Source organism: Treponema sp. OMZ 855, from assembly GCF_024181145.1.
GTDB lineage: Bacteria > Spirochaetota > Spirochaetia > Treponematales > Treponemataceae > Treponema.
The window spans coordinates 2012164-2038309 of the sequence record NZ_CP051194.1 but is presented as its reverse complement, the minus strand read 5'-3'; the positions used below and the strand labels follow the sequence as shown (position 1 = coordinate 2038309).

Genomic DNA, 26146 nt, shown 5'->3' with positions numbered 1-26146 from the left:
AAACTCCTATATAGTATGATTTGATAAACTACTATATAGGATCTTTTGTATGGAAATGAATGGAGGATTCCTTGTTACCAAAATAAAACAGCTTGGAGACCGGATCTTTGAGAAGATTCTCAGTGAAAAGAATATTGATGCGTTCAATGGAGCCCAGGGGCGTATTCTTTATGTGCTGTGGCAGGAGGATGGAATCCCGATTGGGTCACTCTCGATCAAATGTGGATTAGCGATAACTTCTCTTACGACGATGCTGGAAAGAATGGAAAATCAAGGGCTGATAAGCCGCGTTCAGTCTGAAACGGACAAAAGGAAAACACTCCTGTTTCTGACTGAGAAAGCACATGCCTTAAAGGGCGAGTACGATTCTGTATCTGATGATATGGGCAGCATTTACTACAAAGGTTTTTCGGAGGAAGAAATTACCCGGTTTGAGGAATGCCTCGACCGCATCAGAAAGAATCTTGAGGATTGGCAGGAGTCATGAGTATTTGTATCAAAAATCAGATTCAGAACATGAATATCGTCATCGGCTGCACAGTGGGGTGTGCATATTGCTATGCCCGCAACAATGTGAGGCGCTGGCATATGATTGATGATTTCGCTGTTCCTGAGTTCTTCCCGGGTAAGCTCAAGATGATGAAAAAGAAACGTCCGCAGAACTTTCTTCTTACCGGCATGAGCGATCTCTCCGGATGGAAGTCGGAATGGAGAGACGAGGTATTTGCAAAGATCCGTGAAAATCCACAGCACCAGTTCCTGTTTCTTACCAAGCGCCCCGATCTGCTGGATTTTGATACCGATCTGGAAAACGCATGGTTTGGCGTTACGGTAACGAGGAAAGCAGAACTGTGGCGTATTGACGCCCTTCGGAAAAACGTCAGAGCAAAACACTACCATGTTACCTTTGAGCCGTTATTCGACGATCCCGGTACAGTTGGTCTTTCCGGAATCAACTGGATCGTTGTCGGCACCATGACTGGAGCTCAGAGCAGGAAGGTTCATACGGAGCCGGAGTGGGCATGGTCTCTGACGGATCAGGCACACGCGCTCGGCATTCCGGTGTTTATGAAGGAAGACCTTGTCTCTATCATAGGGGATGAAAATATGATTCAGGAAATGCCGGAAGAATTCAATAAAGTGTTGGTGGCACAGAGATCATGGCAGAAGTAATCGATGGAATCCTCATTAGTGAGGTGGAAACAAAGAACATCATGACCAAGTCCAGTCTGCCGGTAGGCGGTTACTCGGTCAATCCCTATGTAGGCTGTACACATGCCTGCAAGTATTGCTATGCTTCTTTTATGAAGCGCTTTACCGGACACAAGGAGGAATGGGGCACTTTCCTTGATGTGAAGCATTGGCCGGAAATTAAAAATCCGAAGAAATATGCCGGACAGCGTGTGGTCATCGGTTCTGTGACGGATGGCTACAATCCACAGGAGGAGCAATTCGGGAATACCAGAAAACTTCTGGAGCAGCTGATCGGCAGTGACGCAGATATTCTAATCTGCACAAAGTCTGATCTTGTGGTACGGGATATTGATCTGCTGAAGAAGCTTGGACGAGTAACCGTTTCATGGTCGATCAACACACTGGATGAAAATTTCAAGAACGATATGGACTCTGCTTCGAGCATTGAGCGTCGTATCGCTTCTATGAAGCAGGTATATGATGCAGGTATCCGTACAGTCTGTTTCGTATCCCCGGTATTCCCCGGTATCACGGATTTTGAAGCGATCTTTGAGCGGGTAAAGGGTCAGTGCGATCTGTTCTGGCTCGAAAATCTCAATCTTCGGGGCGGTTTCAAGAAGACGATTATGGATTATATCGCTGGAAAATATCCTGATCTTGTACCGCTTTACGATGAGATCTATAACAAGCATAACCGCAGCTACTTTGAAGCACTTGAAGTAAAAGCTGAGGAAATGGCTAAAAAGTATGATTGTCCCTTTGTGGATAATGAAATGCCTTATGGCAGAGTCCCGCAGGGACATCCGGTGATCGTGGATTATTTCTATCATGAGGAAATCCGAGGGACAGAAAATACCGGAAAAAGAAATCGTTAAACAGAAATTGACCGAGCTCTTTGAACGAGGGAGACTCCTTGTCCGAAGGGCAAGAAGGTGCAACCGAGAAGACTTAGAACAATTCCAATTTGCCAGTATCTTGAACAGAATATGGACAACGAAAAACATCGTAGCAATACGGTGTTTTTTGTTGCTTAAAACCTACGATTTCATACATGACCACAGGTTAGTACAAACCCTTGTGTGATTTTTTGAAAGGCTTAGAACGGGGATTTTCCCCGATTTTCGCCCCGAAAAGTCACATAAAAAGGCTTGAAGTATCTTTCCTGTAGTTTTTTATTATCAGTTTGCACGCTCGATTAACTGTTCAATGCTTGTGTCTTTCGCATTATTGATAACACTCAGCACATCGTCCGCTTTCTTTTGCTGTCCGAATCCGGCAATAAGCCCGGTTAACAACAAACAAACCGCTACAATTCCAAATTTTTTCATGTTAGAAGACTTCTTTTTAGCTCCTATAAATTTTTGAAAAACACTATAGCATCCTAAGAGCCTCAAAACGGTTTTTCAAGCGCCCGGATGAGGTTGATTATACCGCTGCTTTCAAAAACTTGTCAACGAAAAAAATATGAAAGGTGATGGTTTCTCAATACTCTTGCGGCTTGGCCTGTTGCCTTATATAATAAAATACAACCGCGTATGCAAGAGGTAAGGGACTTGAAAAAAAATAGTAAAAGCCTATTTATCTTGTGTTTTTTATTTTTGATCTTGTTTAAAGCTTTCGGCCTTAATGTGCCCTCTCTTAAAGGACGGGTAAATGACTTAGCCGGTATTATTTTTGCCGATGAGGAAAAGAAAATAGAAGAATTCCTTTTTGAAGTTGAAAAAAGATCAGACCTCCAAATTGCCGTTCTAACGATCCCCTCACTTGAGGGAGAAAATCTTGAAGATTACTCGATGCGTGTGGCTGAGGCCTGGCAGTTAGGTTCTAAAGAACATGATTCAGGTGTTTTATTGCTGGTGGCGGCTCATGACCGGAAAATGCGTATTGAAGTAGGCTACGGGCTTGAATCAACTCTTACGGATGCTGATGCCGGCCGGATTATACGCAATATCATCGGCCCCGAATTCAGAAACGGCAATTATGGAAGCGGAATTCTTCAAGGCGTAAAAACTATCGCCGGATACGTGCTTCAAGATGAAACCCTCATGAAGCATAACAGTACCGATGAAAATACCTCTCTTCCGGGAATACTGGCATTTGCGCTGCTGGTCTTGATATTTGCCAGTCCGATAGTGTTGGTTTGTTTAATCATTAAGTTGCGTTTCAGAGGTCCTTATACAAGTTATTTTTCAGGTTCGAATAGAAACTATACTTCAGGTTCCGGAAGGGGTTATAGTCTGGGTTCAAACAGAAGCTATTCAAGCGGCAGCGGTTATGCAGGCCGCGGCGGAAGTTTCGGGGGTGGCGGAGCTTCGGGAGGCTGGTAGGAAACGCCGTGTTTTTCGGCGTGGCATATCGGAGATGAGTCCTTCTCCACGAATAAAAAAGGCGCTGCAAAACTTTTACAGTGCCTTTCATAACAAAGCCGCTTGCCTCCAACCGGAAGTAAGCGGCTTGTTTTTAGCGTTATATTACCGAGTACGGGGATGTCTCAAAAGGTGGTTACTTTTTCGACAGCCCCGCACCCTCTACCGTATCCGCTTAGAACGGGCGATCGGCAAGATATTTATACTCCTGCCAGCGCCGCTTCGCCTTCGCAACCGCTTTATCAAGCAGCATTTGAGCGCGTTCGGGGTTTGCATTCTTTAACGACTTGAAGCGTACTTCTTTATACATAAAGTCTGCAAGGTTAAAGTCCGGCTCTTTGCTGTCAAGCTGGAAGGGGTTCTTACCTTGATCGGTTAAGCGCGGGTCGTAGCGGTACAACGGCCACAGACCGCAGGCAACAGCTTCTTTCTGGTTCAACATACCCTTCGTCATGTTGATACCGTGGTTGATACAATGGCTGTATGCGATGATGATCGAAGGTCCGTCATAGCTTTCCGCTTCACGGAATGCTTTAATAACCTGCGACATATTTGCACCCATGGAAACCTGTGCAACATACACATAACCGTAGCTCATCGCCATCATACCGAGGTCTTTTTTGCTGGTCTCTTTACCGGATGCGGCAAACTTTGCGATAGCGCCGATCTGAGTAGCCTTTGACATCTGACCGCCGGTATTGGAATATACTTCCGTATCCATAACCAGTACATTGATGTTTCTGCCGGAAGCAAGAACATGATCCAAACCGCCGTAGCCGATATCGTATGCCCAGCCGTCACCGCCGAGTATCCATACGGAACGCTTAATAAAGTGATCGGTTAAGGACAGCAGCTCTTTTGCGAGCGGGTCGGAAGATTTTTCCAATTCTTTTTTCAGCTCATCGACAAAGCCGCGCTGCTCGTCGATTGCAGCATCATCAGCCTGCGTATTGCCCAGTACCTTATCAATAGCGGCAACGGCAACACCTTTTGCCTTGAGCTTTCCGGCAACTTCGCGTGCGTATTCTGCAAGTTTATCGCTGGTTAAGCGCATACCGTAACCGAATTCAGCCGCATCTTCAAAGAGGGAGTTCGACCATACCGGGCCTCGTCCGTCCGCGCGTTTTGCATACGGAGTTGTGGGGAGGTTACCGCCGTAAATGGAAGAACAACCGGTTGCGTTCGCAATAACGGCACGGTCGCCGAAGAGTTGCGATAAGACGCCGATATAGGGCGTTTCACCGCAGCCTGCGCAGGCGCCGGAGAACTCAAAGAGCGGACGGCGCATACCGAGACCTTTCGGCTGGCTCAAGTTGACCTTGCGCGTATCGGGGTCGGGGAGACTCATAAAGAACTTCCAGTTTTCCGATTCAACGGCGCGGTGTTCAACAAAGCTTTCCATATTGATTGCTTTAACTGCGGGATTTTCCTTGGACTTCGCAGGACACTGCTCGACACAGATACCGCATCCCGTACAATCTTCGGGAGAAACCTGAATAGTAAACAGCGAGTTGTCGAATTCCTTGCCCTTATACGGAATGGAACGGAATGTCGAAGGCGCACGGTCGGCATTGGATTTGTCGAATGCCTTCATTCGGATAACGGCATGAGGACACACAACCGTACACTGACCGCACTGGATACAGAGTTCGCTCTTCCAAATCGGGATGCGTTCTGCGATTGCGCGTTTTTCATACTGAGTCGTTGCAGTCGGGAAGGTACCGTCTGCCGGAATTTCGCTTACCTTTACCGCATCGCCTTCATTGATAGCGATTTTGCCCAGTATTTTGCGGACAAATTCCGGCGCATCGGAACTCATTGCGGCATGGCGCGAAAGTTTGCTGTTTGCTTCTTTGGGGTAGGTAACCTGTTCAACGCCTTCAAGCGCCATATCGATGGTCTTGATGTTCTTCTGAACAATTTCCGGCCCTTTCTTGCCGTAGGATTTTTCGATAAATTTCTTAATCAGCGCTACCGCTTCGGCTTCGGGCAAAATACCGGAAATTTTAAAGAATGCGGTTTGCATAACAACGTTGATACGGTTGCCCATGCCTGCTTTTTCCGCAATCTTTACACCGTCGATAACATAGAACTTCGCTTCTTTCGCGATAAGATCTTTCTGCACTTCTATCGGCAGGTGCTCCCATACCTCATCCTTATTCCAGTGGCTGTTCAAAAGGAAGGTTCCGCCTTTTTTAAGGCTCTTGAGCATATCATACGTTTCGAGGAAGGTGAATTTATGGCACGCAATAAAGTCTGCCTGCCCGACGAGGTAAGGCTTGCGGATCTTTTTCTTTCCGAAGCGCAAGTGCGAGGTAGTAATCGATCCGGACTTCTTGGAGTCGTACACAAAATAGGCTTGTGCGTTGTTGTCGGTCGCTTCACCGATAATTTTGATGGAGTTCTTGTTGGCACCGACCGTACCGTCCGAGCCGAGTCCGTAGAACATAGCCTGATGCATACCGGAATCATCAACATGGAAGTGATGGTCGTAGGCAAGGCTTACATGGGTTACGTCGTCTTCGATACCGACGGCAAAGTTGCTCTTCTTTTCTCCTTCCATATTATCGAATACGGCTTTCACCATTGCCGGGGTGAATTCTTTTGAACCCATACCGTAGCGGCCGCCGAGGATAACGGGATAGTGAGTAAAGGGGCATTTCTTTGCGGATTGCATTTCGCCGATAGCGGTACGTACATCTTCGTAGAGCGCTTCACCGAGCGAGCCGGGTTCTTTCGAGCGGTCAAGTACCGTGATGTTTTGTACGGAGGCGGGCAATGCTTTTACAAAGGCCTCCGCGCTGAAGGGGCGGTATAAGCGTACTTTCAGTAAGCCGTACTTTTTACCTTGACTATTCAGATAGTCTACGGTCTCTTCTACCGTGTCAGCACCGGAACCCATCAGAATGATGACCGATTCAGCATTGGGATCGCCGTAATAGTCGAACAGGTGATAAGCGCGTCCGGTCAAGGCTGCATATTTATCCATAACCCGCTGCACGATTTCGGGGGTTGCCAGATAGTATTTATTGACTGCTTCGCGCGCTTGGAAGTATACGTCAGGGTTCTGAGCAGTTCCGCGGATCATCGGTTTTTCGGGTGTTAAGCCGCGGAGACGGTGTGCGCGTACCAGATCATCATTGATCATCTGACGCATCACATCCTGCGAAACTTCTTCAATCTTCTGAATTTCGTGGGAGGTTCTAAAACCGTCGAAGAAGTGGAGGAACGGAACGCGCGCTTCGAGCGTCGCAGTATGAGCGATAATCGCGAGATCCATAACTTCCTGTACGGAATTGGAAGCAAGCATTGCCCAACCGGTTTGGCGGCATGCCATAACGTCCTGATGGTCGCCGAAGATGGAAAGAGCGCTGGTTGCCAAGGCTCGGGCTGCAACGTGGAACACCGTGCTGGTAAGCTCACCGGCAATTTTGTACATATTGGGGATCATCAGTAAGAGACCCTGTGATGCGGTAAAGGTTGAAGAGAGCGCTCCCGTGGTTAATGCACCGTGAACAGCGCCGGAAGCTCCTCCTTCGGATTGCAATTCGACAACTTGCGGCACGGTTCCCCAGATATTGGTTTTTCCGTGGGCGGAATACTCATCAGCAACTTCCCCCATCGGGCTTGACGGCGTGATAGGATAAATTGCGATAACTTCGCTGAGCGCATGCGCAACGTGACCGGCGGCAGTATTACCGTCAATCATTACGAGGTTTTTTTCAGGCATAGTATCGTCCTTCTAAAGTATGGTGTGAATAGGTGTGTATACTATATTATTCAATATAATATATCCGATTTGCAAACAGCATAGTCTTTTAATGCAAAAAGTGCAAGACTTGGATGATAGTTTCTTTTTGTCGTTTAAATGCATTTTGAACAGAGTTTTATCGGGGTAAAAATCTTTTAATCCGCTATTCATAACGGCGCCCGTGTGCTATACTTATCGGCAAATGAATTTTTCTAATTGTAATCTAGATTCTCATCTTTTACAGGGGCTTGAAGAAGCCGGTTATATTGAATGCACTCCGGTTCAAGAGCAGGTGTTTTCCGCAGGAATGGACGGTTCCGATCTTTATGTACAATCTCAAACAGGTACGGGAAAAACAGCTGCGTATCTGGTAACGCTGATGCAGCGGATGCTTGCTGCAGGAACCGAAGACCGCCGCCCCGCTTTGATTCTTGTTCCCACGCGGGAACTTGCCGTTCAAGTTGAAGAAGAAGCGCTTAAATTAGGTAAACATACGGGGATCCGTGCCGCGAGCTTTTACGGCGGCGTCGGATATCAACAGCAGGAAGAAGCGCTTAAAAACGGAGTAGACCTTATCATCGGTACCCCCGGCCGCGTTATCGATCTTGAAAAATCAAAAACCATGAAGCTGAAGCATATCGGCTTTTTAGTCGTTGATGAAGCGGACCGTATGTTCGATATGGGCTTTTATCCCGATCTGCGCAGCCTCCTTTCGGTATTGTCCAAGGCGGAAGACCGCCAAACGATGCTGTTCAGCGCGACCTTAAATACGTGGGTAAAGAACCTCGCATGGGAATACACCATCGATGCAAAAGAAATCACCATCGATGCGGATAATGTGACGGTTGATGAAATCAATCAGAAGCTGTTCCACGTGGCTGCGGAGCAAAAGATGTCCCTGCTGCTCGGTATCTTGCGTAACGAAAAACCGGAGAATGCCATCATCTTCTGCAATACCAAAAAGACAACGGAGATTGTTGCAAAACGGCTGCGCATTAACGGCTACGCAACGGAGTTCCTCATCGGCGATTTGCCCCAACCGAAGCGGCTGCATATTATCGATTCGTTTAAGGCGGGTAAACTCAGCTGTTTGGTTGCAACCGATGTCGCGGCGCGGGGAATCGACATCAATGACCTCGCAATGGTTATCAACTACGACCTTCCGAATGAGGCGGAGAACTACGTGCACCGAATCGGCAGAACGGCGCGGGCGGGAAAGACCGGCGCTGCGTACAGCCTTTGCTCGGAACAGGATGTGTACAACCTCCCCGATATAGAGAAGTATATAGAAGCAAAGATACCGGTTGTTATCCCCGGTGAAGAGGATTTTGAAAAAGACCGCAGCGCCGATCAGTATATACGGCTTGACCGCGATTCCTTTGACGAAGAACGATCCGGCGGACGGTTCGGACGCAAGCCGCGCCCCGGTGAAAAATCGAGGCGGGATGAGAAAGACTCCCGACGCAGCGCTAAAACAGCAAAACCTGCATCCCGGCTTGCCGATTCAAAGCGTAAAAAGAAAGGCACGCAGGGAGAAGACAAAACCGATAGAAAATCTGCCGACTCACTCGGCGGCTTGAGCTTTGAAGAGCGGATGGCATACTACAAAAAACAGTACGGAAAAAAACTTGCCGCACAGGAGAGCGCCGCCCTTGCGGATCCCAACGAGGGTGCCGAAAGCGCCAAAGAAAGTCGCAATGCTCAGCCCGCTGCCGACAAGAAAGGAAAGGCGGGAGCAACCGCAAACCGCACTAAAAACCGTCAGGGGCAGCCTGAGAAAAAGCGGCGCAAGGGTGATAAATACGTTCCGTCCCAAACAGGCGATACACGGCAGGGGGCAAAGCAAAAGAGACGGCCTAACCAAGACCGAATGCCGGAACCGCGGAGCCGAACCGGAAAGGCGCCGGTACAGTCTTCGGCACAAGCCCAGCCGGTCAAACAAAAAACAGGTATATTCGGTATGCTGAAAAAACTGTTTACCGGAAAGTAAGCGGCAAGGAATAAGGAGGAATATGTTATGGATGCAGTAAAACGCTTTTTTAAATACATTGCAGTCGATACCAAATCGAATGAAGATAATCCCGAATGTCCCAGCACCAAGGGACAGCTTGAGCTTGGAAAGATGTTGGTGCAGGAATTGCACGAGCTGGGCGTAGCCGATGCCGAACAGGATGCGCACGGATATGTCTACGGAACAATCCCTGCCAACACCGATAAAAAAGCGCCGGTCATCGGATTTATTGCACACATGGATACCGCGCCCGACTTGGACGGAAAATGCGTCAACCCGCAGATTGTGCACTACACAGGCGGCGATATTAAACTGAACGAAACCTATTCGCTGACAGTAAAGGAATTTCCGTTCCTCAACAAGCTTATCGGCGAAGACATTATCACCACTGACGGTACCACGCTTTTGGGCGCGGATGATAAATCGGGCATCACCATCATCATGGGAATGGTTGAATACCTCCGCGACAACCCGCAGGTGCAGCACGGTACGATTAAAATCGGCTTTACCCCCGACGAGGAAATCGGCAGAGGTGCAGACCTCTTCGATGTAAAAAAATTCGGAGCGGATTTTGCGTATACCATCGACGGTGGAGAAATCGGCGAGCTTGAATACGAAAACTTTAATGCCGCAAGTGCGAAAATCGAAATTCAAGGGAAAAACGTCCATCCGGGCACGGCAAAGAATATCATGATCAATTCGCTGCGGGTTGCCGGCGAGCTGGACGCTATGCTGCCCGTGGAACAAAAGCCCGAATATACGGAAGGGTATGAAGGCTTTTTTCTGCTTACTCACCTTAACGGCGCAGTGGATCACACGTCCATGTCGTATATCATCCGCGACCATTCTACCGACAAATTCGAGCAAAAGAAAACGCTGCTGCGGAATGCCGTTGCTTTTTTGAACACAAAATACGGCGCCATCATCACGCTTTCCATTACAGACAGCTACTATAATATGCGCGGACAAATTGAACCGCATATCGAAATTATCGACCTTGCGAAGAAGTCTATGGAAGAGATCGGCATCACGCCGATTATCCACCCCATCCGCGGCGGAACAGACGGCGCACGGCTTTCGTTTATGGGACTGCCTTGCCCAAACATCTTTGCCGGCGGCTTTAACTTCCACGGCCGTTTTGAGTGCATCCCCGTAAGCTCCATCTATAAAGGGATCGATTTACTCATCCGTATTATCGAAAATGCCGTAGGGTAAATAGGCTTTCCGATTTTTCTAAATCTGGACAATGTCGGGTTTTTCCGCTATGCTTAACAACCTTGTATGGATTATGTAGAAAGTTTATTTAATACGAATTTTTTAGAGTATGCCAGTTATGTTATCCGTGACCGTGCAATTCCCGACGTAGAGGACGGTTTAAAGCCGGTACAACGGCGTATTCTGCATTCTCTTTTTGAGATGGATGACGGAAAGTTCCATAAGGTTGCCAATGTCGTCGGCTACTGTATGAAGTATCACCCGCACGGGGACGCTTCCATCGGAAACGCATTGACGGTACTCGCCAATAAAAGCCTCTTTATCGACAAGCAAGGGAACTTCGGCAACCTCTTTACGGGGGACGAAGCCTCCGCCCCGCGGTATATCGAATGCCGCATCACCGAATTTGCAAAAGATATCCTGTTTAATCCCCATATTACGCGATATGTTCCTTCTTATGACGGCAGAAATAAAGAGCCGGTTGTATTCCGCGCCAAACTGCCTGTCGTACTGCTCATCGGGGCGGAAGGTATTGCCGTCGGTATGTCTACCAAGATACTTCCGCATAATATCCGCGAAATCATCGAGGCGGAAAAAGCCTGCCTTTCCGGTAAATCCTTTACGCTCTATCCCGACTTTCAGACCGGCGGACTTATCGACGTGTCCGAGTATCAGGACGGCAAGGGCAAGGTGCTGGTGCGGGCAAAGTTGGACACCTCCGACGACAAACGGATTGTTATCCGCGAACTCCCCTTCGGCAGCACTACCGAAAGCCTCATCGCTTCGATAGAATCGGCGTCGAAGTCGGGAAAGGTAAAAATTTCGGAAATTAACGACTATACGGCGGAACAAGTAGAAATAGAACTCAAGCTGCCGCGCGGCGTGTACGCAGCGGATGTTGTCGATGCGCTCTATGCCTTTACCGACTGTGAGCAATCGATCTCCTGTAATTTGCTGGTCATTCAAGACAATCTGCCGGTTCAAACGACTGTTACCGAGGTGATTAAAACCCACGCAAAACAGCTGACCGCTTTGCTGAAAGATGAACTTTTATATGAGCAGGAGATGCTGACCGACCGGCTGCACCTCAGAACACTTGAGCGGATATTTATCGAAGAGCGGATTTATAAAAAGATTGAAACGATGAAAACCGCCGAGTCGGTCATTAAGGCGGTTATCAAAGGTTTTGAACCGTTCAAAGCAGAGCTGATACGGGAAGTAACGGAAGACGATGTAGACCGGCTCCTCAAAATCCCCATTCGGCGTATTTCGCTCTACGATATTCAAAAAAACCGTGCCGAGGTGCAGGAAATTTCCGCCCGTCTTAAAGAGATGGCCCGCCTTTTAAAGAACCTTAAAAAATATGCGCTCAGCGTCCTTGACGGAATCCTTGCAAAGTTGCCGCCTGAAATTACGGCGCGCAAAACGGAGATTACCGGCTTTACCAAAGTGGACGTAAAAGAAGCGGTAAACCGCGACCTGTCGCTCCGCTATGATGAAGCGACCGGATACCTCGGCACTGCCGTGACTACCGGAAAAGAAATACTCAAAGTTTCGCCGTATGACCGCATTTTTATCCTACGCAAAAGCGGGGTGTACACCGTTATGGACGTACCCGACCGGCTTTTTGTCGACACCGGTATGTGGTATTGCGGCTTTGCGGAAAAAGAATTATTGTCACAAATCCTCTTTACGGTTATTTATAAAGATGAGAAAACACAGTATCCGTATATCAAACGGGCACGGGTTGAATCTTATATATTGAACCGTGATTACCTGTTTGTACCGGATACGGCAACTGTGCTCTACGCAAGTACGGCTGAAAATTTCGAGTTTACGGTGCAATATACGCCCAAGCCTCGAACAAAGAAAACCGAAGCACGCTTTAAAACCGCGGATTATCCGGAAAAGGGATTAAAAGCGCAGGGGGTACGGCTTGCAGAACGGGAAGCGGAAGCTGCGGCTCCGGTAACGAAAAAAAATAGTAAAAAGTGAGGAAAACCTCTAGAAACGTGAGTTTTTAGAGATGTCTAGTACCTTGTAGGGGGAAAACTACCTATGCAAACAATCAATGAACTTGGAACTTATACCTTTCAAGCGATGCTGGAGAATAGCATCAAGCGGTTTGGGGAACGCCCTGCGCTTTCATTTGTGTCGGGATCGCCGATTTCATACAACGAAGCCGATAAGCAGATAAAACAGCTGCAGCAGCGTTTGTACCGCCTCGGCGTCAACCCGGGCGATAAGGTGTCAATCTATAGCCACAGCGTTCCTCATTGGGGAATCGCCTATTTTGCGATTGTTACGATGGGCGCCGTTGCCGTTCCGCTGCTACCTGATTTTACCGACAAAGAAGTTAAAACCTGTCTTGAACATTCCGAAACAAACATAATCATTGTTTCGGACAAACTGATGAGCCGAGTACCCGAAACCGTTTCGGTACTTATCGATATTCAGGACTTTTCGGTTAAAAAAGGTACGGAAATAAGAGACGGCACCCCTCCGCCTCATACCTGTAAAGAAGACGACACCGCTTCCGTTATTTATACGTCCGGTACGACGGGGCGTTCCAAGGGTGTGGAGCTTTCACATAAAAACCTTGTCTGCAATGCAATCGCAGGGCAATCCTGCCAACGCATTAACGAGTATGATCGGGCGCTTTCTATTCTGCCGCTTTCGCATGTATATGAATTTACGATCGGCTTTTTGATGTTTTTCTTAAACGGCGCCTGCGTGTACTATCTCGAAGGTATTCCAACCCCGCGGATACTTCTGCCCGCTCTGTTACAGGTGCGACCGACGATGATGCTGAGCGTTCCGATCGTTATGGAAAAAATATACCGGAACAAGATACTTCCGGCTTTGACCTCCTCCCCGTTCCGGGCATGGCTGTATCATACTAAGCTCGGTAAAAAAATCTTAAACCGCCTCGCGGGAAAACAGCTGAAAAAAACATTCGGCGGACACCTGAAGTTTTTCGGCTTGGGCGGTTCAAAAACCGATACAATCGTTGAAGAATTTTTGAGAGATGCTAAATTTCCCTATGTTATCGGGTACGGTTTGACGGAAACGGCGCCGCTTATTGCCGGTTCAACCGTTCGCCAAAGTGTTCCGGGCTGGATCGGTTACGCGATCCCCGATGTCGATGTTAAAATCGATAACCCTGATCCCAAAACCGGTATCGGTGAACTGCTGATAAAAGGCCCGAATGTGATGAAAGGCTATTACCGCGACCCGGAGCTTACAAAAAATTCGTTTACCGAAGACGGCTGGTTTAAAACCGGCGATCTTTTTGTGATGGACGAAAAAGGTCATCTCGCTATTAAAGGCCGCTCAAAAAACATGATTCTCGGTGCCAGCGGCGAAAATATCTACCCTGAAGATATTGAGTTTGTGCTCAATCAGCATCCGCTTGTAACGGAATCGCTCGTGGTTGAAGGGGAAAAATCTTCCCTTGTTGCCTACGTACAGCTTGATGAAGAAAAACTTGCTGCTGCCGTGCAAAAAGAGCAAAGTCAAAACAAAGAAGGCTCTGCCATTCAGAATTTGCAATCCGCCGTAGCGGGCGCTGTTTCCGGCTTGACGGATGCGATGGCTTATAAACGGGCGGAAATCTTAAACGAGATTAAATTTTTTGTTAATTCCAGTGTGAATAAGATGTCACGGATCGATAAAATTGAACAGGTTGAAGCATTTGAAAAAACGGCCAGTCAAAAGATAAAACGATACCTGTATCATTTTACGAACCGCGGGAAAAAGGATACCGAGGTTTCGGCAGGGGAATAATACACCAGCCGAAGCTTCTGTGTGACAATTTTATCCGATATGCTTGACATTTTTTTCTATTTTCGGTATAAATTTGTCCATAGTTATTTATCACTTTCCCCTGTAGCTCAGTAGGCAGAGCAAGTGGCTGTTAACCACTGGGTCCGTGGTTCGAACCCGCGCGGGGGAGCTTCCGAAGCTCAAACAGTATGACTGTTTGAGCTTTTTTGTTTTTATCCGCTTATCGGCGCCAAAAGGCAGGTACGCATAAGATAACGATGGTGTACAGTTCCAAACGGCCTGCCAGCATAGAAAAAGAGAACACGACCTTTGCCCAATGCGGAAAGAACGAAAAGTCTCCGCCGCTGCCGACTCTGCCGAATGCAGCGCCGATATTACCGACCAATGTAAGTGCTGCCGTTATGTCGGTAAGGAGATCCGCGCCGGTTAAGGCAGCCGTCAAAAACGTTACCAATAGACATACAAAATAGACGAACATAAAACCGGCAACGCTGTATACAACGTCTTTCCGTCCCGGGCGGCGGTTCAGTTGGATACTGAACACGCCATGCGGATGCAAAAGACGCTGCATTTCGTTTAAGGCTTGCTTGCGTAAAATAACCCAGCGGATCACTTTGATGCCGCCCGCTGTCGAACCGGAACACCCGCCGGTAAACATCAGTAAAAAGAGAAGCGCTTGTGCAAAGGCAGGCCATGCACAGTAGTTTACCGTAGAAAAGCCGGTGGTTGTCATAATCGATGCGACATGGAAAAAACTGTGGCGAAATGCTGCCGACAATCCGTAAACCGGTACAAGCACTAATGCAATGCCGATTCCTGTAAAAAGCGCGATACGGATATACGCCCGTAATTCGGAATTCCTAAAAAATTCTTCCGGCTTTCCGGTAAAAAGGTGGAAGTAGAGGCTGAAATTCACACCCGCCAAAAACATAAACACTGTACAGATAATCTCGATCGCTGCCGAGTTATAGTATCCGATGCTGGTATTTTGCGTTGAAAACCCGCCGGTTCCGAGCGTGGAAAAGCTGTGACACATTGCTTCTAAGAACGGCATCCCCGCAATACACAAAAGGATAATTTGCAAGACCGTCATTCCCAAGTAAATAAACCAGAGTGCTTTTGCCGTATGCGTAATTTTTGCCGTTACCTTTCCTTTATCGGGGCCGCTTGTCTCACTTTTTATTAGCTGAAAACCGCCGACACCGAGCAGCGGGAACAAGGCCACGGTTAAGGCAACAATCCCCATACCGCCGAGCCAGTGCATTTGCGTACGCCATACCCGCAGCGCCATCGGGTAGCTTTCGATGTTCTGTAAGACGCTCGCGCCGGTTGTCGTAAAACCCGAAACCGATTCAAAAAACGCATCGCTAAAGTGCGGCACAAATCCCGACAGCATGAACGGAACCGCACCCAATAAGCCCGCGCCGAGCCATGCGGCGCTTACCAAAAGGATTCCTTCGCGCACGGTAAGCCGAATCGGCTGCCGCTTTGTTCTTATAAATAAGAGAATTGTTATTACCCATAACACAGCCATCGGTATAAAAAACGCCGGCAGCATATTCCATTCATGCAAAAATACGGCAACTGCAACCGGAATCAAAAAACTTCCGGCAACAATCGAAAGAATCATAAAAATGATGGTTAAACATTGGAGAAATTTCATTTTTTACCGGCGAAATATTTAATCACTTCGTCGCTTTTTGCGACTTGTACGATAATAGCGAGTTTGTCATCCGCTTCAAGGACGGTATTTCCGCCGGGGATACGGCAGCCTGTTTCGTTCGTAATGAGCAGTATGAGGAACACTCCGGGCATTGCAATGTCTTTCAGGCTTTTCTCTACCGCTTCCGAGTGCTCGGAAATAATAACTTCGACTATCTCAAGTTCACCTGCACCCATGGTATGAATACGGGTAAGGTGCTTACCGCCCAGATGGCTCATAATAACGTCAACCGTAACGTCTTTGAGCGGAATCGCCACGTCCACACCGATCTTATATGCTACGTTCGACATCACGGAGCTTTGCACCAACGCAATGGTTTTGGGGATCCCAAGCGTTTTCAGATACGCAGAGGTAATCATGTTCAGTTCGTAGTTTTGTGTTGCATTGATAACGAGATCGAAGGAATTAAGCGCAATTTCTTCTATAAATGATTCGTCGGTAACGTCGCCGCTATAGATACGCGCGTCCGGATATTCCTCTGCTGCATGCTTTGCAAGGCTGCTGTCTTTATCGATAATGGCAACTTCCCAACGGGATTTGGTACGCAGACCGAATAAGCGTTTAAACATACCGAACGAATGTTTTTCGATAAGGCTTGCTGCGACCCGTTTACCGACCTTCCCAATTCCGACTAGGGCAATCTTTTTGATGGGTTTAACCGTGAACCCGGCAAGCGCATAGAACCGCTCGATATAGTTCGGCAGTGTCAGAATCGAAATCCGCATACCGGCATGGAGCACGGTTCCTCCCGAAGGAATAGCGGTTTTATTCTCATCTTCTACAGCGACGACAACAAAGGGATCATCGATAATACTGCGGATGTTTTGTAATATAACTCCATCCAGCTTACTGTTTGCACCGATAGTAAAACAGGTGAGCTGATACGGAGAATCTTCGAAGGCGATAATATCACTGACAGCCCCGTGCTCAACGGCATTAATGATGGCGAGTGCTGCTTCTTGGTCGGGATGCACCAAAAAATCGATACCCAACGTACGGTCTTTTCCAGTGTTCAGCGATGCAACGTAATTTTCATTTCTTACGCGGGCAATCTTCAGTACCTTGGGAGCAAGAGATTCGGCAACACCGCAGATAATCATATTCAGTTCGTCACTGTCGGTAAGGGTAACCAGCGCGTCTGCCCGTTGGATACCGGCCTCGGTTAAAACTTTCGGATCGTTACCGCTCGCCTCCGTTACGATACAGTCCAAGCGGTTGGCTGCATGGCGGGCGGTTTCTTGATTTTGTTCGATAAGAACCACATTATGCTTTTTTGCGATTAATCTTCGGGCAAGCTCAACCCCTGTTACGCCTGCGCCAATAATAATGACAGTCATTTGTAATGATACTAACACAAAAGCATCGGCATGGACAGGGGCTTGGAAGCCATGGAAAACGTTCCCATTGATAATTCTTAATGAAGATTATCAATGGGAATTCCTATTTGGGCATTTCTAAAAACTCAGGTATAGTTTTTATCCTACTCGTCTCTTTCTTGCTAGTGCGTAGGCACGGTTAGGGAGAAGGTTCTGTCGTGGTCAGTTTACCGTCCGAGCCGACATACCAATTTTGACTGGGAGAGCCCCCCGGCGTTACCGTGAACTTTTTATAGTTTTCGTCAACGGTAATATCGCTGTGAAGGACTTTGGTTGAAGCGTTGTACTTTGTATCCGGTACCGTAATGCGTCCGACAGGTCTTGCACCGGTCAATTTGCCGGAAAGCTTAATATAAACATCGTCATAATCATTTTTCAAAAATATATCATTTTTCCCCTTTATATTATCGTCGGAAGGAACAATGCGAGTACTTCTTTGCATTGTAAATTCTCCCGCTCCATCCGCGCCTTTATATACGTACATACCGCCGCCTGCGACCGATGCCTCACAGCCGTTCACATTACTATCGATAAGCGTACACGCTCCGCGCCGGACATAAATGCCCCCGCCGAGACCTCCAGAGTCGGGCGCTTTACAACCGCTGATATGCACATGGGTAAGTGTTATCGTTCCGTTGTTTGCGATGCCTCCGCCGACACCGGTTGATCCGCGAGCCTCATTGTCTGCAATACGAACCGGTTTCTCCTGCGTACCTGTTATGGTAACCGTACCGCTATCAGCTGGGCTACTGGTACCGTAGATATGTAAGCCGCCTCCACCATCCATAACGGTTATTCCATTAGTCACCGTATTATACCGGATAGCAACATTTTCTTCAGTTGTACACTCTCCCTTTTCCCCTATGTAAATACCGCCGCCTGAAGTTTTTGCCGTATTGCCTTTTGCTTTACTGGGATCCGTTCCGTTATAGTCCTGTTCGCCGCCGATAGTACAGCCTGGCTCTATAATAAGCTTTGCGCTACGTACCGCGATGCCGCCACCGTTTTCGGCGCTATTTTCCGAAATACGCGCGCCGTCTGTTAAAGTCAGCGTACCGTTTACAGAACCGCTTGTATTTGTCTTTATGTAAGCACCGCCACCGTTGTAACCGCCAGCATTATTGCCCGAAATAGTGCAGCCCTTGACGGTATACTTTGAGCTATCGTTATAACCCCCGCCAAAATATATCCCTGCACCGCCGTTGTTAAAATTAGGATCCGTATCCGTACTTGTAAGGCTATTATTTTCTACGGTAACGCTATCCAAAACTCCCGTTATATGTAGTGTTACGTTGGAAGGGTCGAATGCAATACCGCCGCCTCGCAAACCTGCCGTATTACCCGAAATAATTGTCCCAGTTATAACGGCTTCTGTGTTGACACCGCTCGATGCAGCTACACATATTCCACCGCCTTCTATATCTGCCTTGCAGTTCGCAATAGCGCAACCCTTTATCGTTAGCTCTTTAATATTCTTACAGAAGATACCGCCGCCCATACCATTGTCGCCTACCCCCGCAGCCTTGCCGTTTTGAAGAGTGATATTTTCGAGTGTAAGCTTTGTACTGGAACTCGTTACATTAAAGATACGGTGTACATTTGGACCGAGCGCTGCCTGATTTGCATCAAGGCCATCGGTAGTCCGATTACCGCTCTTACCGCGTATTGTGATGCTCTTGTTTATAGGAATTTCACCGTTGTTTCCGGTAGCGTTCGTTGCTTGTATCATGCCGTCTATAACGATGGTATCGCCTGCTGCTGCACCAGCTATTGCTGTTTTGAGCCTATTCCAAGCACCGGAACCGCCTCCTGCTATCACCTTTCCTTTTTGCAATATAAGTTCTTCATCATCGTCGTCCGGAATTAATAGCCAACCCTCTGCCATTGCGCTGTCCTTCGTTAAATGGAAATACTCTTTATATGCGGCGGCAGAAGCATCATTAGGAACCTTTACCAATGTTGTATTTTTTTGGGCGCCATAGTCATGCGGTTCAATATTGATATGGGCAGTTGCATCCAAATCTTTAGCCGTTACAAAAGCGCTTTGCGAAGAGGAACGAGCTCCTAGACACAAGGTATTTGACCCTGCCGTATTGTCTCCAATCTGTGTCCTACCTGTTATAGTAAGTGCAGCGCTACCGGAAGAGGGCTTGCTTAGGTATATTCCAGATCCTCTATTGATGATTCCCGTACCAATTGTATTTCCCTGCACTGCAACTCCGTTGAGTGTACAGCTACCTTGGTCTAGGAATATTCCCCCACCCATGCTTGCGTGGTTTCCGCCTCCTGCAGTAATACTTCCAACCATTCCGCCATTTATTGTTAAGATACCTTTATTGTCGATACCGCCGCCGCTATTTGCTGCGATGCACTTCTGCACGATACAATCTGTCATTGTCAAGGTTCCGCCGCTTTCTATCAGCATCGCGCCGCCGCGGCTTTGGTCGCTTGTACCTGCCGCATTACCGTTTTTGAGGGTAAGTTTTTTAAGTATCAGTTCACCGCCATTTTTGATAGTGAAAATACGATGGGCACTCGTACTGAGCTCATCTTTATTTGCATCGAGCATATCGATAGTTGCATCATTGCCTTTTATCGTAACCTTCTTGGTTATTTCGATTGCACCGTTGTTGCCGTCAGCATTGGTTGCTTTAATTGTACCGTTTATAGAGATAACATCTCCATCTTCAACCGCTGCAACGGCAGCTTTAAGCTGTTTCCAAGCGTTCTGTCCCGTGCTTATTTCCAGTGTGTTATTGCGTTCTGTTTTATAGTATACGACTACATCCGAACTCTTATCATAGCCCTCTTTTTCCGCCCATACCGTAAGCTTATACACAGCATCCGGAACAGCAGGTAATTCTATCGTTTGAGGTGTTTGTCCGGAGCTTTTGCTTACAACCGAACTGTTGCGTTCCAATTTATATTCTACCGTAGCTCCGGTTGTAGCTGTTGACGCTTGCAGTACTACTTTTTGTACACGCGGGTCATAGACTATTTCATGCGGATCGGTTTCACTTCCGCTCTTCGTTGTTGTTGTCCAATTGCCGGTCTGAACGGCTATAAGTACCGGACTAACTTTATTGGTACTGGTAGAAGCGACAAGTTCATCTTCGGAAAACAGTCCGGCTTCATCTTGCAGCCGAAACCGGTACTGCTTTACCGCGCCGCGAACCTCGACATCCGTTTTTATTCTGATAATCCATTTTTCAGTTGAAGGCGGCAATGTATCGGGCGTTACACCAGACTCAACATCTGTAAGCGCTAATTGAGCCGTTGCGCCGGCTTCTAACAAGCGCCCGCCTGCGCCGCTGATGTCGAACCCGCTTTTATCTTCTTTTACCGTTAGCGGTACTTGCACGTATGAACCGTCTCCTTCAGCAATAGAAACCTGTGCAATATCCTTATGCAGAAGTGCCGAGCCGTTTATCTCCGTATCCATATCCTGTGCTTGAAGGAACAACACATAATAGTACTTACCGTTTGCATCAGGCGCAGCCGTCTTGCCGATTGCCCGATAGATAAGATTGGACGGCGTAGTATTTGCCTTTATATTGAGTGTAAATGTCTCTGAAAATTTTCTGCCGTCATCGGCATAGAGCGTAATCGTCGGGCCGATATTTTTTTTGCCGTATTCGTGTTTCTGCAAAAATTTCTTTTTATATGTGAGCGTTAATTGACTGTTTGAATCCTGTGTCAGTTCATAATCATCGGGGTGTTTTGGGGTGGGTGTCGTTGTGCCGGCAACGTCTGTGGGAAAAACAACAATATCGGTAGGGGCGCCTGCATCTTGCGGCAACTTAAAGGTGACGTTTTTGGGATTACGGACGGTAAATGTTACCGTTACATCCCTTGATGAAGGAATACTCTGTATTGTGTCTGTATCGGTTTGTACGGTGATTGCAGGGTTAAAGCTAGACCGGACAATTGCAGCCTCTGTTGACCAATAACTTAAATAGTCGTCAATATCGGCCTGATAATTTTCACATCCGGCACATAAAATGATGCCTGCTAAAAAAATAAGAAGTTTACGCATAGGAGAAGCCTCCTTCTTTTCATATTAAGTTCAGTAGGTATTGTATCCACAGTTCCTGTTTTACAAGTTCCGGTGAGATTTACTAATGCGGTGCTTACACTGCTCTATCCGCCTCAGTCGGATACTATCATAATACCGATTAAAGGTAAATTGCATGGATTCATTGCTTATTAACGTCGATTTTAACATTGATTTTTTTCTTGACCATTTGCGATTCCGTTAGTATTTTCTATCTGTCAAATAAGGAATAAAACGGCAATTCGGCCGACAGGCAGATAAAGCGCCGGATAATTTGAGGAAGGGAATGACAAAAAAACATGAAAAAAAGCATGCGCAGGAGTGCGAAGCCCAACCGGTAGAGCAGAACGGTATGCACACGGACTCCGAAGCCGGTAAAAAAGCTGTCGGTGCGAATCCGCACGGTAACAGCACGGAAAATGCCGGACAGTATGCGGCGCCGGAACAGCAAACCGGCAATCGGGAGCATGGAAAAGAGGCTGCCGGACAAACCGCTCCGGATACGGAAGCGTCAAAGGAAGCAAAGCCGGAGCCGTCCGATGCCGACAAGCTCGCATCTCTGGAAGCAAAATGCAGGGAATTGCAGGATCAATATCTGCGCAAAGCGGCGGATTTCGATAACTACCGTAAGCGCATGATAAAGGAAAAACAGGAGGCAATCGACTACGCAAACACGAATTTGATTTCCGACCTCTTGCTGATATTGGATGACTTTGACCGCGCTATCGAGGCCGGTAAAAAGGCAGGGGAAGAAAGCGCCGCTGCTTTTATGCAGGGTGTTATGATGATCCGGAGCGGCTTATCCTCGCTGCTGGAATCAAAGTACGGGCTGCAGTATTACGAAGCGCAGGGGAAGCCCTTTAACCCCGACATTCACGAAGCCGTTGCGACAAATCCCTCGGCGGAGGTTACGGAACCGACCGTCGGCGCGGAATTGCAAAAGGGCTATAAATTGAAGGAACGGATTCTCCGTCCGGCAAAGGTAATGGTATTGATGCCTGCACCGGCAGAGAAAAAATAACAGGCTTCCGAGTACGCTCAAATGCGCTTTTCGGAGCCGTCTATAAGACTATAAGATAGTATCCCGCACGGGATATATAAGAAGGAGTTTTTATTATGGGAAAAATTATCGGAATTGACTTAGGAACAACCAACTCTTGTGTTGCAATTATGGAAGGCGGAGAACCCGTCGTTATCCCAAATGCCGAAGGAGGACGCACCACACCCTCTATCGTCGCATTCAAAAAAGACGAACGGATTGTCGGTCAGCCTGCTAAAAACCAGATGATTACCAATCCCGAAGGTACCATCTATTCGGTAAAGCGCTTTATCGGCCATCGGTACAGTGAATTAACCGACGAATTAAAGCGTGTTCCGTATAAAATCGTACCGCAGGGAGATGATGTCCGTATCGAAGTGGACGGCAAAAAATATTCCACGCAGGAAATTTCAGCGTTTATCCTGCAGAAGATGAAGAAAACGGCAGAAGACTACTTAGGCGAACCGGTAATCGAAGCGGTTATCACGGTACCTGCGTACTTTAACGACGCACAGCGCCAGGCTACAAAGGATGCCGGTAAAATCGCAGGGTTGGATGTAAAGCGTATTATCAACGAACCGACGGCAGCTTCACTTGCATTCGGCTTTAACAAGGATTCAAAGAAAGAGAAGGTTATTGCGGTATACGACCTTGGCGGCGGTACCTTCGATATTTCGATTTTGGAATTGGGCGACGGTGTATTCGAGGTTAAATCGACCAACGGCGACACCCACTTGGGCGGCGACGACTTTGATAACCGCATTGTCGAATGGCTCGAAAAAGAGTTCAAGGCAGAACAGGGCATCGATCTTTCAAAGGATCGTATGGCATTGCAGCGGCTCCGCGAAGCGGCGGAAAAAGCAAAGATAGAGCTTTCCAGCCGTGCGGAAACGGAAATCAACCTTCCGTTCATCACCGCCGATGCGAACGGCCCCAAGCACTTGCAGAAAACACTGACCCGTGCAAAGTTCGAACAGATGACCGACGACCTCTTTGAGCGCACAAAAGAGCCTTGCCGCAAAGCCTTAAAGGATGCAGGGCTTGAACCGAACCAGATCGATGAGATCCTGTTGGTAGGCGGTTCTACCCGTATGCCGAAAGTAGCTCAGATCATCAAAGAGATTTTCGGTAAGGAAGGTTCAAAGGGTGTAAACCCCGACGAAGCGGTTGCAGTCGGTGCGGCTATTCAGGGCGGTATCTTGGGCGGCGATGTTAAAGACGTACTGTTGCTCGACGTTACCCCGCTTTCGCTCGGTATCGAAACGATGGGCGGCGTATTCACTCCGTTGATTAACCGCAACACCACCATTCCTACCCGCAAGAGTCAGGTGTTCTCGACTGCGGCTGACGGACAGACGGCGGTTTCCATCCATGTGTTGCAGGGTGAGCGCGGTATGGCAAGCCAGAACCGGACGCTCGGCAACTTCGACTTGGTCGGTATTCCTCCGGCTCCCCGCGGTGTTCCGCAGATTGAAGTTACCTTTGACATCGACGCGAACGGTATCGTGCACGTTTCCGCAAAAGACCTTGGAACCGGTAAAGAGCAGCACATCCGCATCGAAAGCTCCAGCGGCTTGAGCGAAAGCGAAATCGACCGCATGGTAAAGGAAGCGGAAGCCAACGCCGAAAACGACAAGAAAGAGCGCGAAAAGGTTGAGGTACGCAACGAGGCCGACTCGATGATCTACCAGACTGAAAAGACTTTGAAGGAAATGGGCGATAAGGTGAACGCCGCCGACAAGCAGCGCATCGAAGAAGCTGTTGCCGCTTTAAAGAAGGCGATTGAAGGCGGAGATACTGCCGACATCAAGTCCAAGACCGAAGCACTCCAGCAGGCTGCGTACAAGATTGCAGAAGAAATGTACAAGCAGCAGGGCGCCGGTGCAGCGGGAGCTGCCGGAGCAGGTGCTGCAGGCGGCGCTGCCGAAAGCGGCCCCACCAAGGGAACCGCCGACGACGTTGACTACGAAGTCGTAAAAGACGAAGATAAATAACAAAGAGGTTTTCCTCCTATGCGAAATTTCCGAACTATAAGGAAATTTCGCATATTTTTTTAAGATAAGGGTAAACGCAGCAAACAAATACAAACAAATCGCAGACGGAGAGGCTAAAAATAGTCTCTCCGTTAGCCTTTTAGAAATAGGCGAGGCAGATACGAGGCATGAACAAAAATTACCCGCAGTCGTGCTTCTGCACGTCGAGGACTAATTTTTGTGGAATAACGAAGTAGATGCCCGCATATTTTTAAAAGGAAAGGTTGAACAGCCTATAAAATTCTGCGGGATATACTAAAAAATCGTTTGCTGCGTTTACCCTAGACGGAGCTTATTTTGGCACAACGAGATTATTATGAGGTATTGGGCGTAGCAAAGACCGCTACCGCCGATGAAATAAAAAAAGCCTACCGCAAATTGGCAATTCAATATCACCCCGATAAAAACCCCGGAAATAAAGAAGCGGAAGAAAAATTTAAAGAGGCGACTGAAGCCTACGAAGTGCTTATTGACGATAAAAAACGCAGCGTCTATGACCAATACGGTTTTGACGGTGTTAAAAATATGGGCGGCGGTTTTGATCCGTCTGCATTCCAAGGTTTTGAAGACATCTTCGGCGGAGGAGGCGGTCTTTCCGACTTGTTCGAAAGCTTATTCGGCGGGGGCGGCTTCGGAGGATTCGGCGGGTTCGGTTCATCGAGCCGCGGTTCTTCACGGAGCAGCGGCCCCGCACGGGGTGCAAACCTCCGGTATGACTTGCAAATCGACTTTACCGACGCCGTATACGGCAAGAAGATTGAAATACAGTATTCACGCGATGAACATTGTACGGAATGCAAGGGTTCGGGAAGCGCCGGCGGGGGCGGCAGAAAGATGTGCCCCGACTGCAAGGGTACCGGACAGGTACGGCAGAACACCGGCTTTTTCTCCATCGCGAGTACGTGTCGGCGATGCGGCGGCGCGGGAACTATTATTGAAAACCCGTGCAAAAAATGCGGCGGTTCCGGCTTAGAGCGGAAAAAGCAAAAAATTATCATCACCATCCCCGCCGGTGTTGAAGAAGGCAAGCGCATTACCATTCCCAAACAGGGAAATGCAGGTTCAGGCGGCGGCGATTACGGCGACCTCTACGTATTCATCTTTATTAAGCCGCATCACTTATTCGAACGGCATGGGAACGACCTGTACTGTGTAATTCCCATCTCGATGACGCAAGCCGCGCTCGGAGGAGAAATAACGGTAAAATCGCTGAACGATAAGCGCCTGACGGTAAAAATTCCCGCCGGTACGCAGCACGGCGATGCGCTCAAGGTGCGCGGAGAAGGTGTCCCCGCAGCAAGCGGCAGAACCGGTGACCTCTACCTCAAGGTAATCATAAAAATACCGACTCGGATATCTTCCGGCGGTAAGAAACTGCTCAGCGAATTTTCTGCAATGGAAGGTGAAAATACGGCGCCGGAGATGGTACCGCTGTCTAAGCTATAGGTAAATGCATCAGACATTTTGGCATATAACCCCGCAAAATAAGCGGCTGTATCAGCAGAGTTTCACCGCTACGCGGTTCAAATGCTGCTCCAGCCACTTATTTTGCGATATGTGTAGCACCAGTCTGATCCATTTACCTTGCTTACGGAAAA

At 48.0% G+C, this 26146-nt stretch carries 16 protein-coding genes and 1 tRNA gene; 12 read left to right on the top strand and 5 right to left on the bottom strand.

The window, feature by feature from the left end:
- Positions 1–49: 49 nt before the first annotated feature.
- Genes E4N65_RS09135 through E4N65_RS09125 form a run of 3 tightly spaced genes read left to right on the top strand, consistent with a single transcriptional unit; the run spans position 50 to position 2069 of the window.
- Positions 50–487 (top strand): radical SAM mobile pair system MarR family transcriptional regulator, encoded by a 438-nt coding sequence (locus E4N65_RS09135; RefSeq protein ID WP_016518098.1) that lies wholly within the window; start codon positions 50–52, stop codon positions 485–487.
- Positions 484–1173, top strand: a complete 690-nt coding sequence (locus tag E4N65_RS09130; protein ID WP_044015207.1) for a radical SAM mobile pair protein A — start codon at positions 484–486, stop codon at positions 1171–1173. The genes E4N65_RS09135 and E4N65_RS09130 overlap by 4 nt, the downstream gene beginning before the upstream one ends.
- Positions 1161–2069 carry a radical SAM mobile pair protein B gene (locus E4N65_RS09125; RefSeq protein WP_044015209.1) on the top strand — a complete coding sequence of 303 codons (909 nt, stop codon included), beginning with the start codon at positions 1161–1163 and terminating at the stop codon, positions 2067–2069. The genes E4N65_RS09130 and E4N65_RS09125 overlap by 13 nt, the downstream gene beginning before the upstream one ends.
- Positions 2070–2372: 303 nt before the next feature.
- Here the strand turns inward: E4N65_RS09125 and E4N65_RS09120 are convergent, their stop codons facing one another.
- Positions 2373–2522 carry a hypothetical protein gene (locus E4N65_RS09120; protein ID WP_158506661.1) on the bottom strand — a complete coding sequence of 50 codons (150 nt, stop codon included), beginning with the start codon at positions 2520–2522 and terminating at the stop codon, positions 2373–2375.
- Positions 2523–2747: 225 nt separating this feature from the next.
- Here E4N65_RS09120 and E4N65_RS09115 point away from each other — a divergent pair, with 225 nt between their 5' ends.
- Positions 2748–3521: a TPM domain-containing protein gene (locus E4N65_RS09115; RefSeq protein WP_253672919.1), complete on the top strand. Its 774-nt coding sequence runs from the start codon at positions 2748–2750 to the stop codon at positions 3519–3521.
- 214 nt (positions 3522–3735) lie between these two features.
- Here E4N65_RS09115 and nifJ read toward each other — a convergent pair whose 3' ends face one another.
- Positions 3736–7290 (bottom strand): pyruvate:ferredoxin (flavodoxin) oxidoreductase, encoded by a 3555-nt coding sequence (nifJ, locus tag E4N65_RS09110; RefSeq protein ID WP_044015211.1) that lies wholly within the window; start codon positions 7288–7290, stop codon positions 3736–3738.
- 223 nt (positions 7291–7513) lie between these two features.
- Between nifJ and E4N65_RS09105 the strand changes: the two genes are divergently transcribed.
- The 5 genes from E4N65_RS09105 to E4N65_RS09085 all read left to right on the top strand — a co-directional run bounded on the left by E4N65_RS09105 (position 7514) and on the right by E4N65_RS09085 (position 14492).
- Complete coding sequence (locus tag E4N65_RS09105) at positions 7514–9301, top strand: DEAD/DEAH box helicase (protein ID WP_253672917.1); 1788 nt, start codon at positions 7514–7516, stop codon at positions 9299–9301.
- 27 nt (positions 9302–9328) lie between these two features.
- Positions 9329–10537, top strand: a complete 1209-nt coding sequence (pepT, locus tag E4N65_RS09100) for a peptidase T (RefSeq protein WP_253672916.1) — start codon at positions 9329–9331, stop codon at positions 10535–10537.
- Between the two features lie 66 nt (positions 10538–10603).
- Positions 10604–12532 carry a DNA topoisomerase IV subunit A gene (locus E4N65_RS09095; protein ID WP_253672914.1) on the top strand — a complete coding sequence of 643 codons (1929 nt, stop codon included), beginning with the start codon at positions 10604–10606 and terminating at the stop codon, positions 12530–12532.
- A 63-nt stretch (positions 12533–12595) separates the two neighbouring features.
- Positions 12596–14323, top strand: coding sequence for an AMP-binding protein (locus E4N65_RS09090; RefSeq protein WP_253672912.1), 1728 nt, complete (start codon positions 12596–12598; stop codon positions 14321–14323).
- Between the two features lie 96 nt (positions 14324–14419).
- Positions 14420–14492, top strand: a tRNA-Asn gene (locus E4N65_RS09085).
- A 51-nt stretch (positions 14493–14543) separates the two neighbouring features.
- On the opposite strand, the gene E4N65_RS09080 is transcribed toward E4N65_RS09085, so the two are convergent.
- The 3 genes from E4N65_RS09080 to E4N65_RS09070 all read right to left on the bottom strand — a co-directional run bounded on the left by E4N65_RS09080 (position 14544) and on the right by E4N65_RS09070 (position 21458).
- A complete protein-coding gene (locus E4N65_RS09080; protein ID WP_253672911.1) occupies positions 14544–15986 on the bottom strand; it encodes a TrkH family potassium uptake protein in 1443 nt (480 codons plus the stop codon).
- Positions 15983–17401 (bottom strand): Trk system potassium transporter TrkA, encoded by a 1419-nt coding sequence (gene trkA / locus E4N65_RS09075; RefSeq protein ID WP_371921812.1) that lies wholly within the window; start codon positions 17399–17401, stop codon positions 15983–15985. Before trkA ends, E4N65_RS09080 begins: the two co-directional genes overlap by 4 nt.
- 160 nt (positions 17402–17561) lie before the next feature.
- Complete coding sequence (locus E4N65_RS09070) at positions 17562–21458, bottom strand: right-handed parallel beta-helix repeat-containing protein (RefSeq protein ID WP_253672910.1); 3897 nt, start codon at positions 21456–21458, stop codon at positions 17562–17564.
- A gap of 304 nt (positions 21459–21762) precedes the next feature.
- Here E4N65_RS09070 and E4N65_RS09065 point away from each other — a divergent pair, with 304 nt between their 5' ends.
- The 3 genes from E4N65_RS09065 (at position 21763) to dnaJ (ending at position 25994) form a co-directional block, all read left to right on the top strand.
- On the top strand, positions 21763–22497 hold the full coding sequence (locus tag E4N65_RS09065; protein ID WP_253672909.1) for a nucleotide exchange factor GrpE: 735 nt from the start codon (positions 21763–21765) through the stop codon (positions 22495–22497).
- 95 nt (positions 22498–22592) lie between these two features.
- Complete coding sequence (dnaK, locus tag E4N65_RS09060) at positions 22593–24509, top strand: molecular chaperone DnaK (RefSeq protein WP_253672908.1); 1917 nt, start codon at positions 22593–22595, stop codon at positions 24507–24509.
- A 336-nt stretch (positions 24510–24845) separates the two neighbouring features.
- Positions 24846–25994, top strand: a complete 1149-nt coding sequence (dnaJ, locus tag E4N65_RS09055; RefSeq protein WP_253672907.1) for a molecular chaperone DnaJ — start codon at positions 24846–24848, stop codon at positions 25992–25994.
- Positions 25995–26146: the final 152 nt, after the last annotated feature.

Excerpts from the sequence above, each read along its gene's own strand:
- E4N65_RS09135 (WP_016518098.1), top strand. The coding sequence starts at position 50 with ATGGAAATGAATGGAGGATTCCTTGTTACCAAAATAAAACAGCTTGGA.
- E4N65_RS09130 (WP_044015207.1), top strand. The coding sequence starts at position 484 with ATGAGTATTTGTATCAAAAATCAGATTCAGAACATGAATATCGTCATC.
- E4N65_RS09125 (WP_044015209.1), top strand. The coding sequence starts at position 1,161 with ATGGCAGAAGTAATCGATGGAATCCTCATTAGTGAGGTGGAAACAAAG.
- E4N65_RS09120 (WP_158506661.1), bottom strand. The coding sequence starts at position 2,522 with ATGAAAAAATTTGGAATTGTAGCGGTTTGTTTGTTGTTAACCGGGCTT.
- nifJ (WP_044015211.1), bottom strand. The coding sequence starts at position 7,290 with ATGCCTGAAAAAAACCTCGTAATGATTGACGGTAATACTGCCGCCGGT.
- E4N65_RS09105 (WP_253672917.1), top strand. The coding sequence starts at position 7,514 with ATGAATTTTTCTAATTGTAATCTAGATTCTCATCTTTTACAGGGGCTT.
- pepT (WP_253672916.1), top strand. The coding sequence starts at position 9,329 with ATGGATGCAGTAAAACGCTTTTTTAAATACATTGCAGTCGATACCAAA.
- E4N65_RS09095 (WP_253672914.1), top strand. The coding sequence starts at position 10,604 with ATGGATTATGTAGAAAGTTTATTTAATACGAATTTTTTAGAGTATGCC.
- E4N65_RS09090 (WP_253672912.1), top strand. The coding sequence starts at position 12,596 with ATGCAAACAATCAATGAACTTGGAACTTATACCTTTCAAGCGATGCTG.
- E4N65_RS09080 (WP_253672911.1), bottom strand. The coding sequence starts at position 15,986 with ATGAAATTTCTCCAATGTTTAACCATCATTTTTATGATTCTTTCGATT.
- E4N65_RS09070 (WP_253672910.1), bottom strand. The coding sequence starts at position 21,458 with ATGCGTAAACTTCTTATTTTTTTAGCAGGCATCATTTTATGTGCCGGA.
- E4N65_RS09065 (WP_253672909.1), top strand. The coding sequence starts at position 21,763 with ATGACAAAAAAACATGAAAAAAAGCATGCGCAGGAGTGCGAAGCCCAA.
- dnaK (WP_253672908.1), top strand. The coding sequence starts at position 22,593 with ATGGGAAAAATTATCGGAATTGACTTAGGAACAACCAACTCTTGTGTT.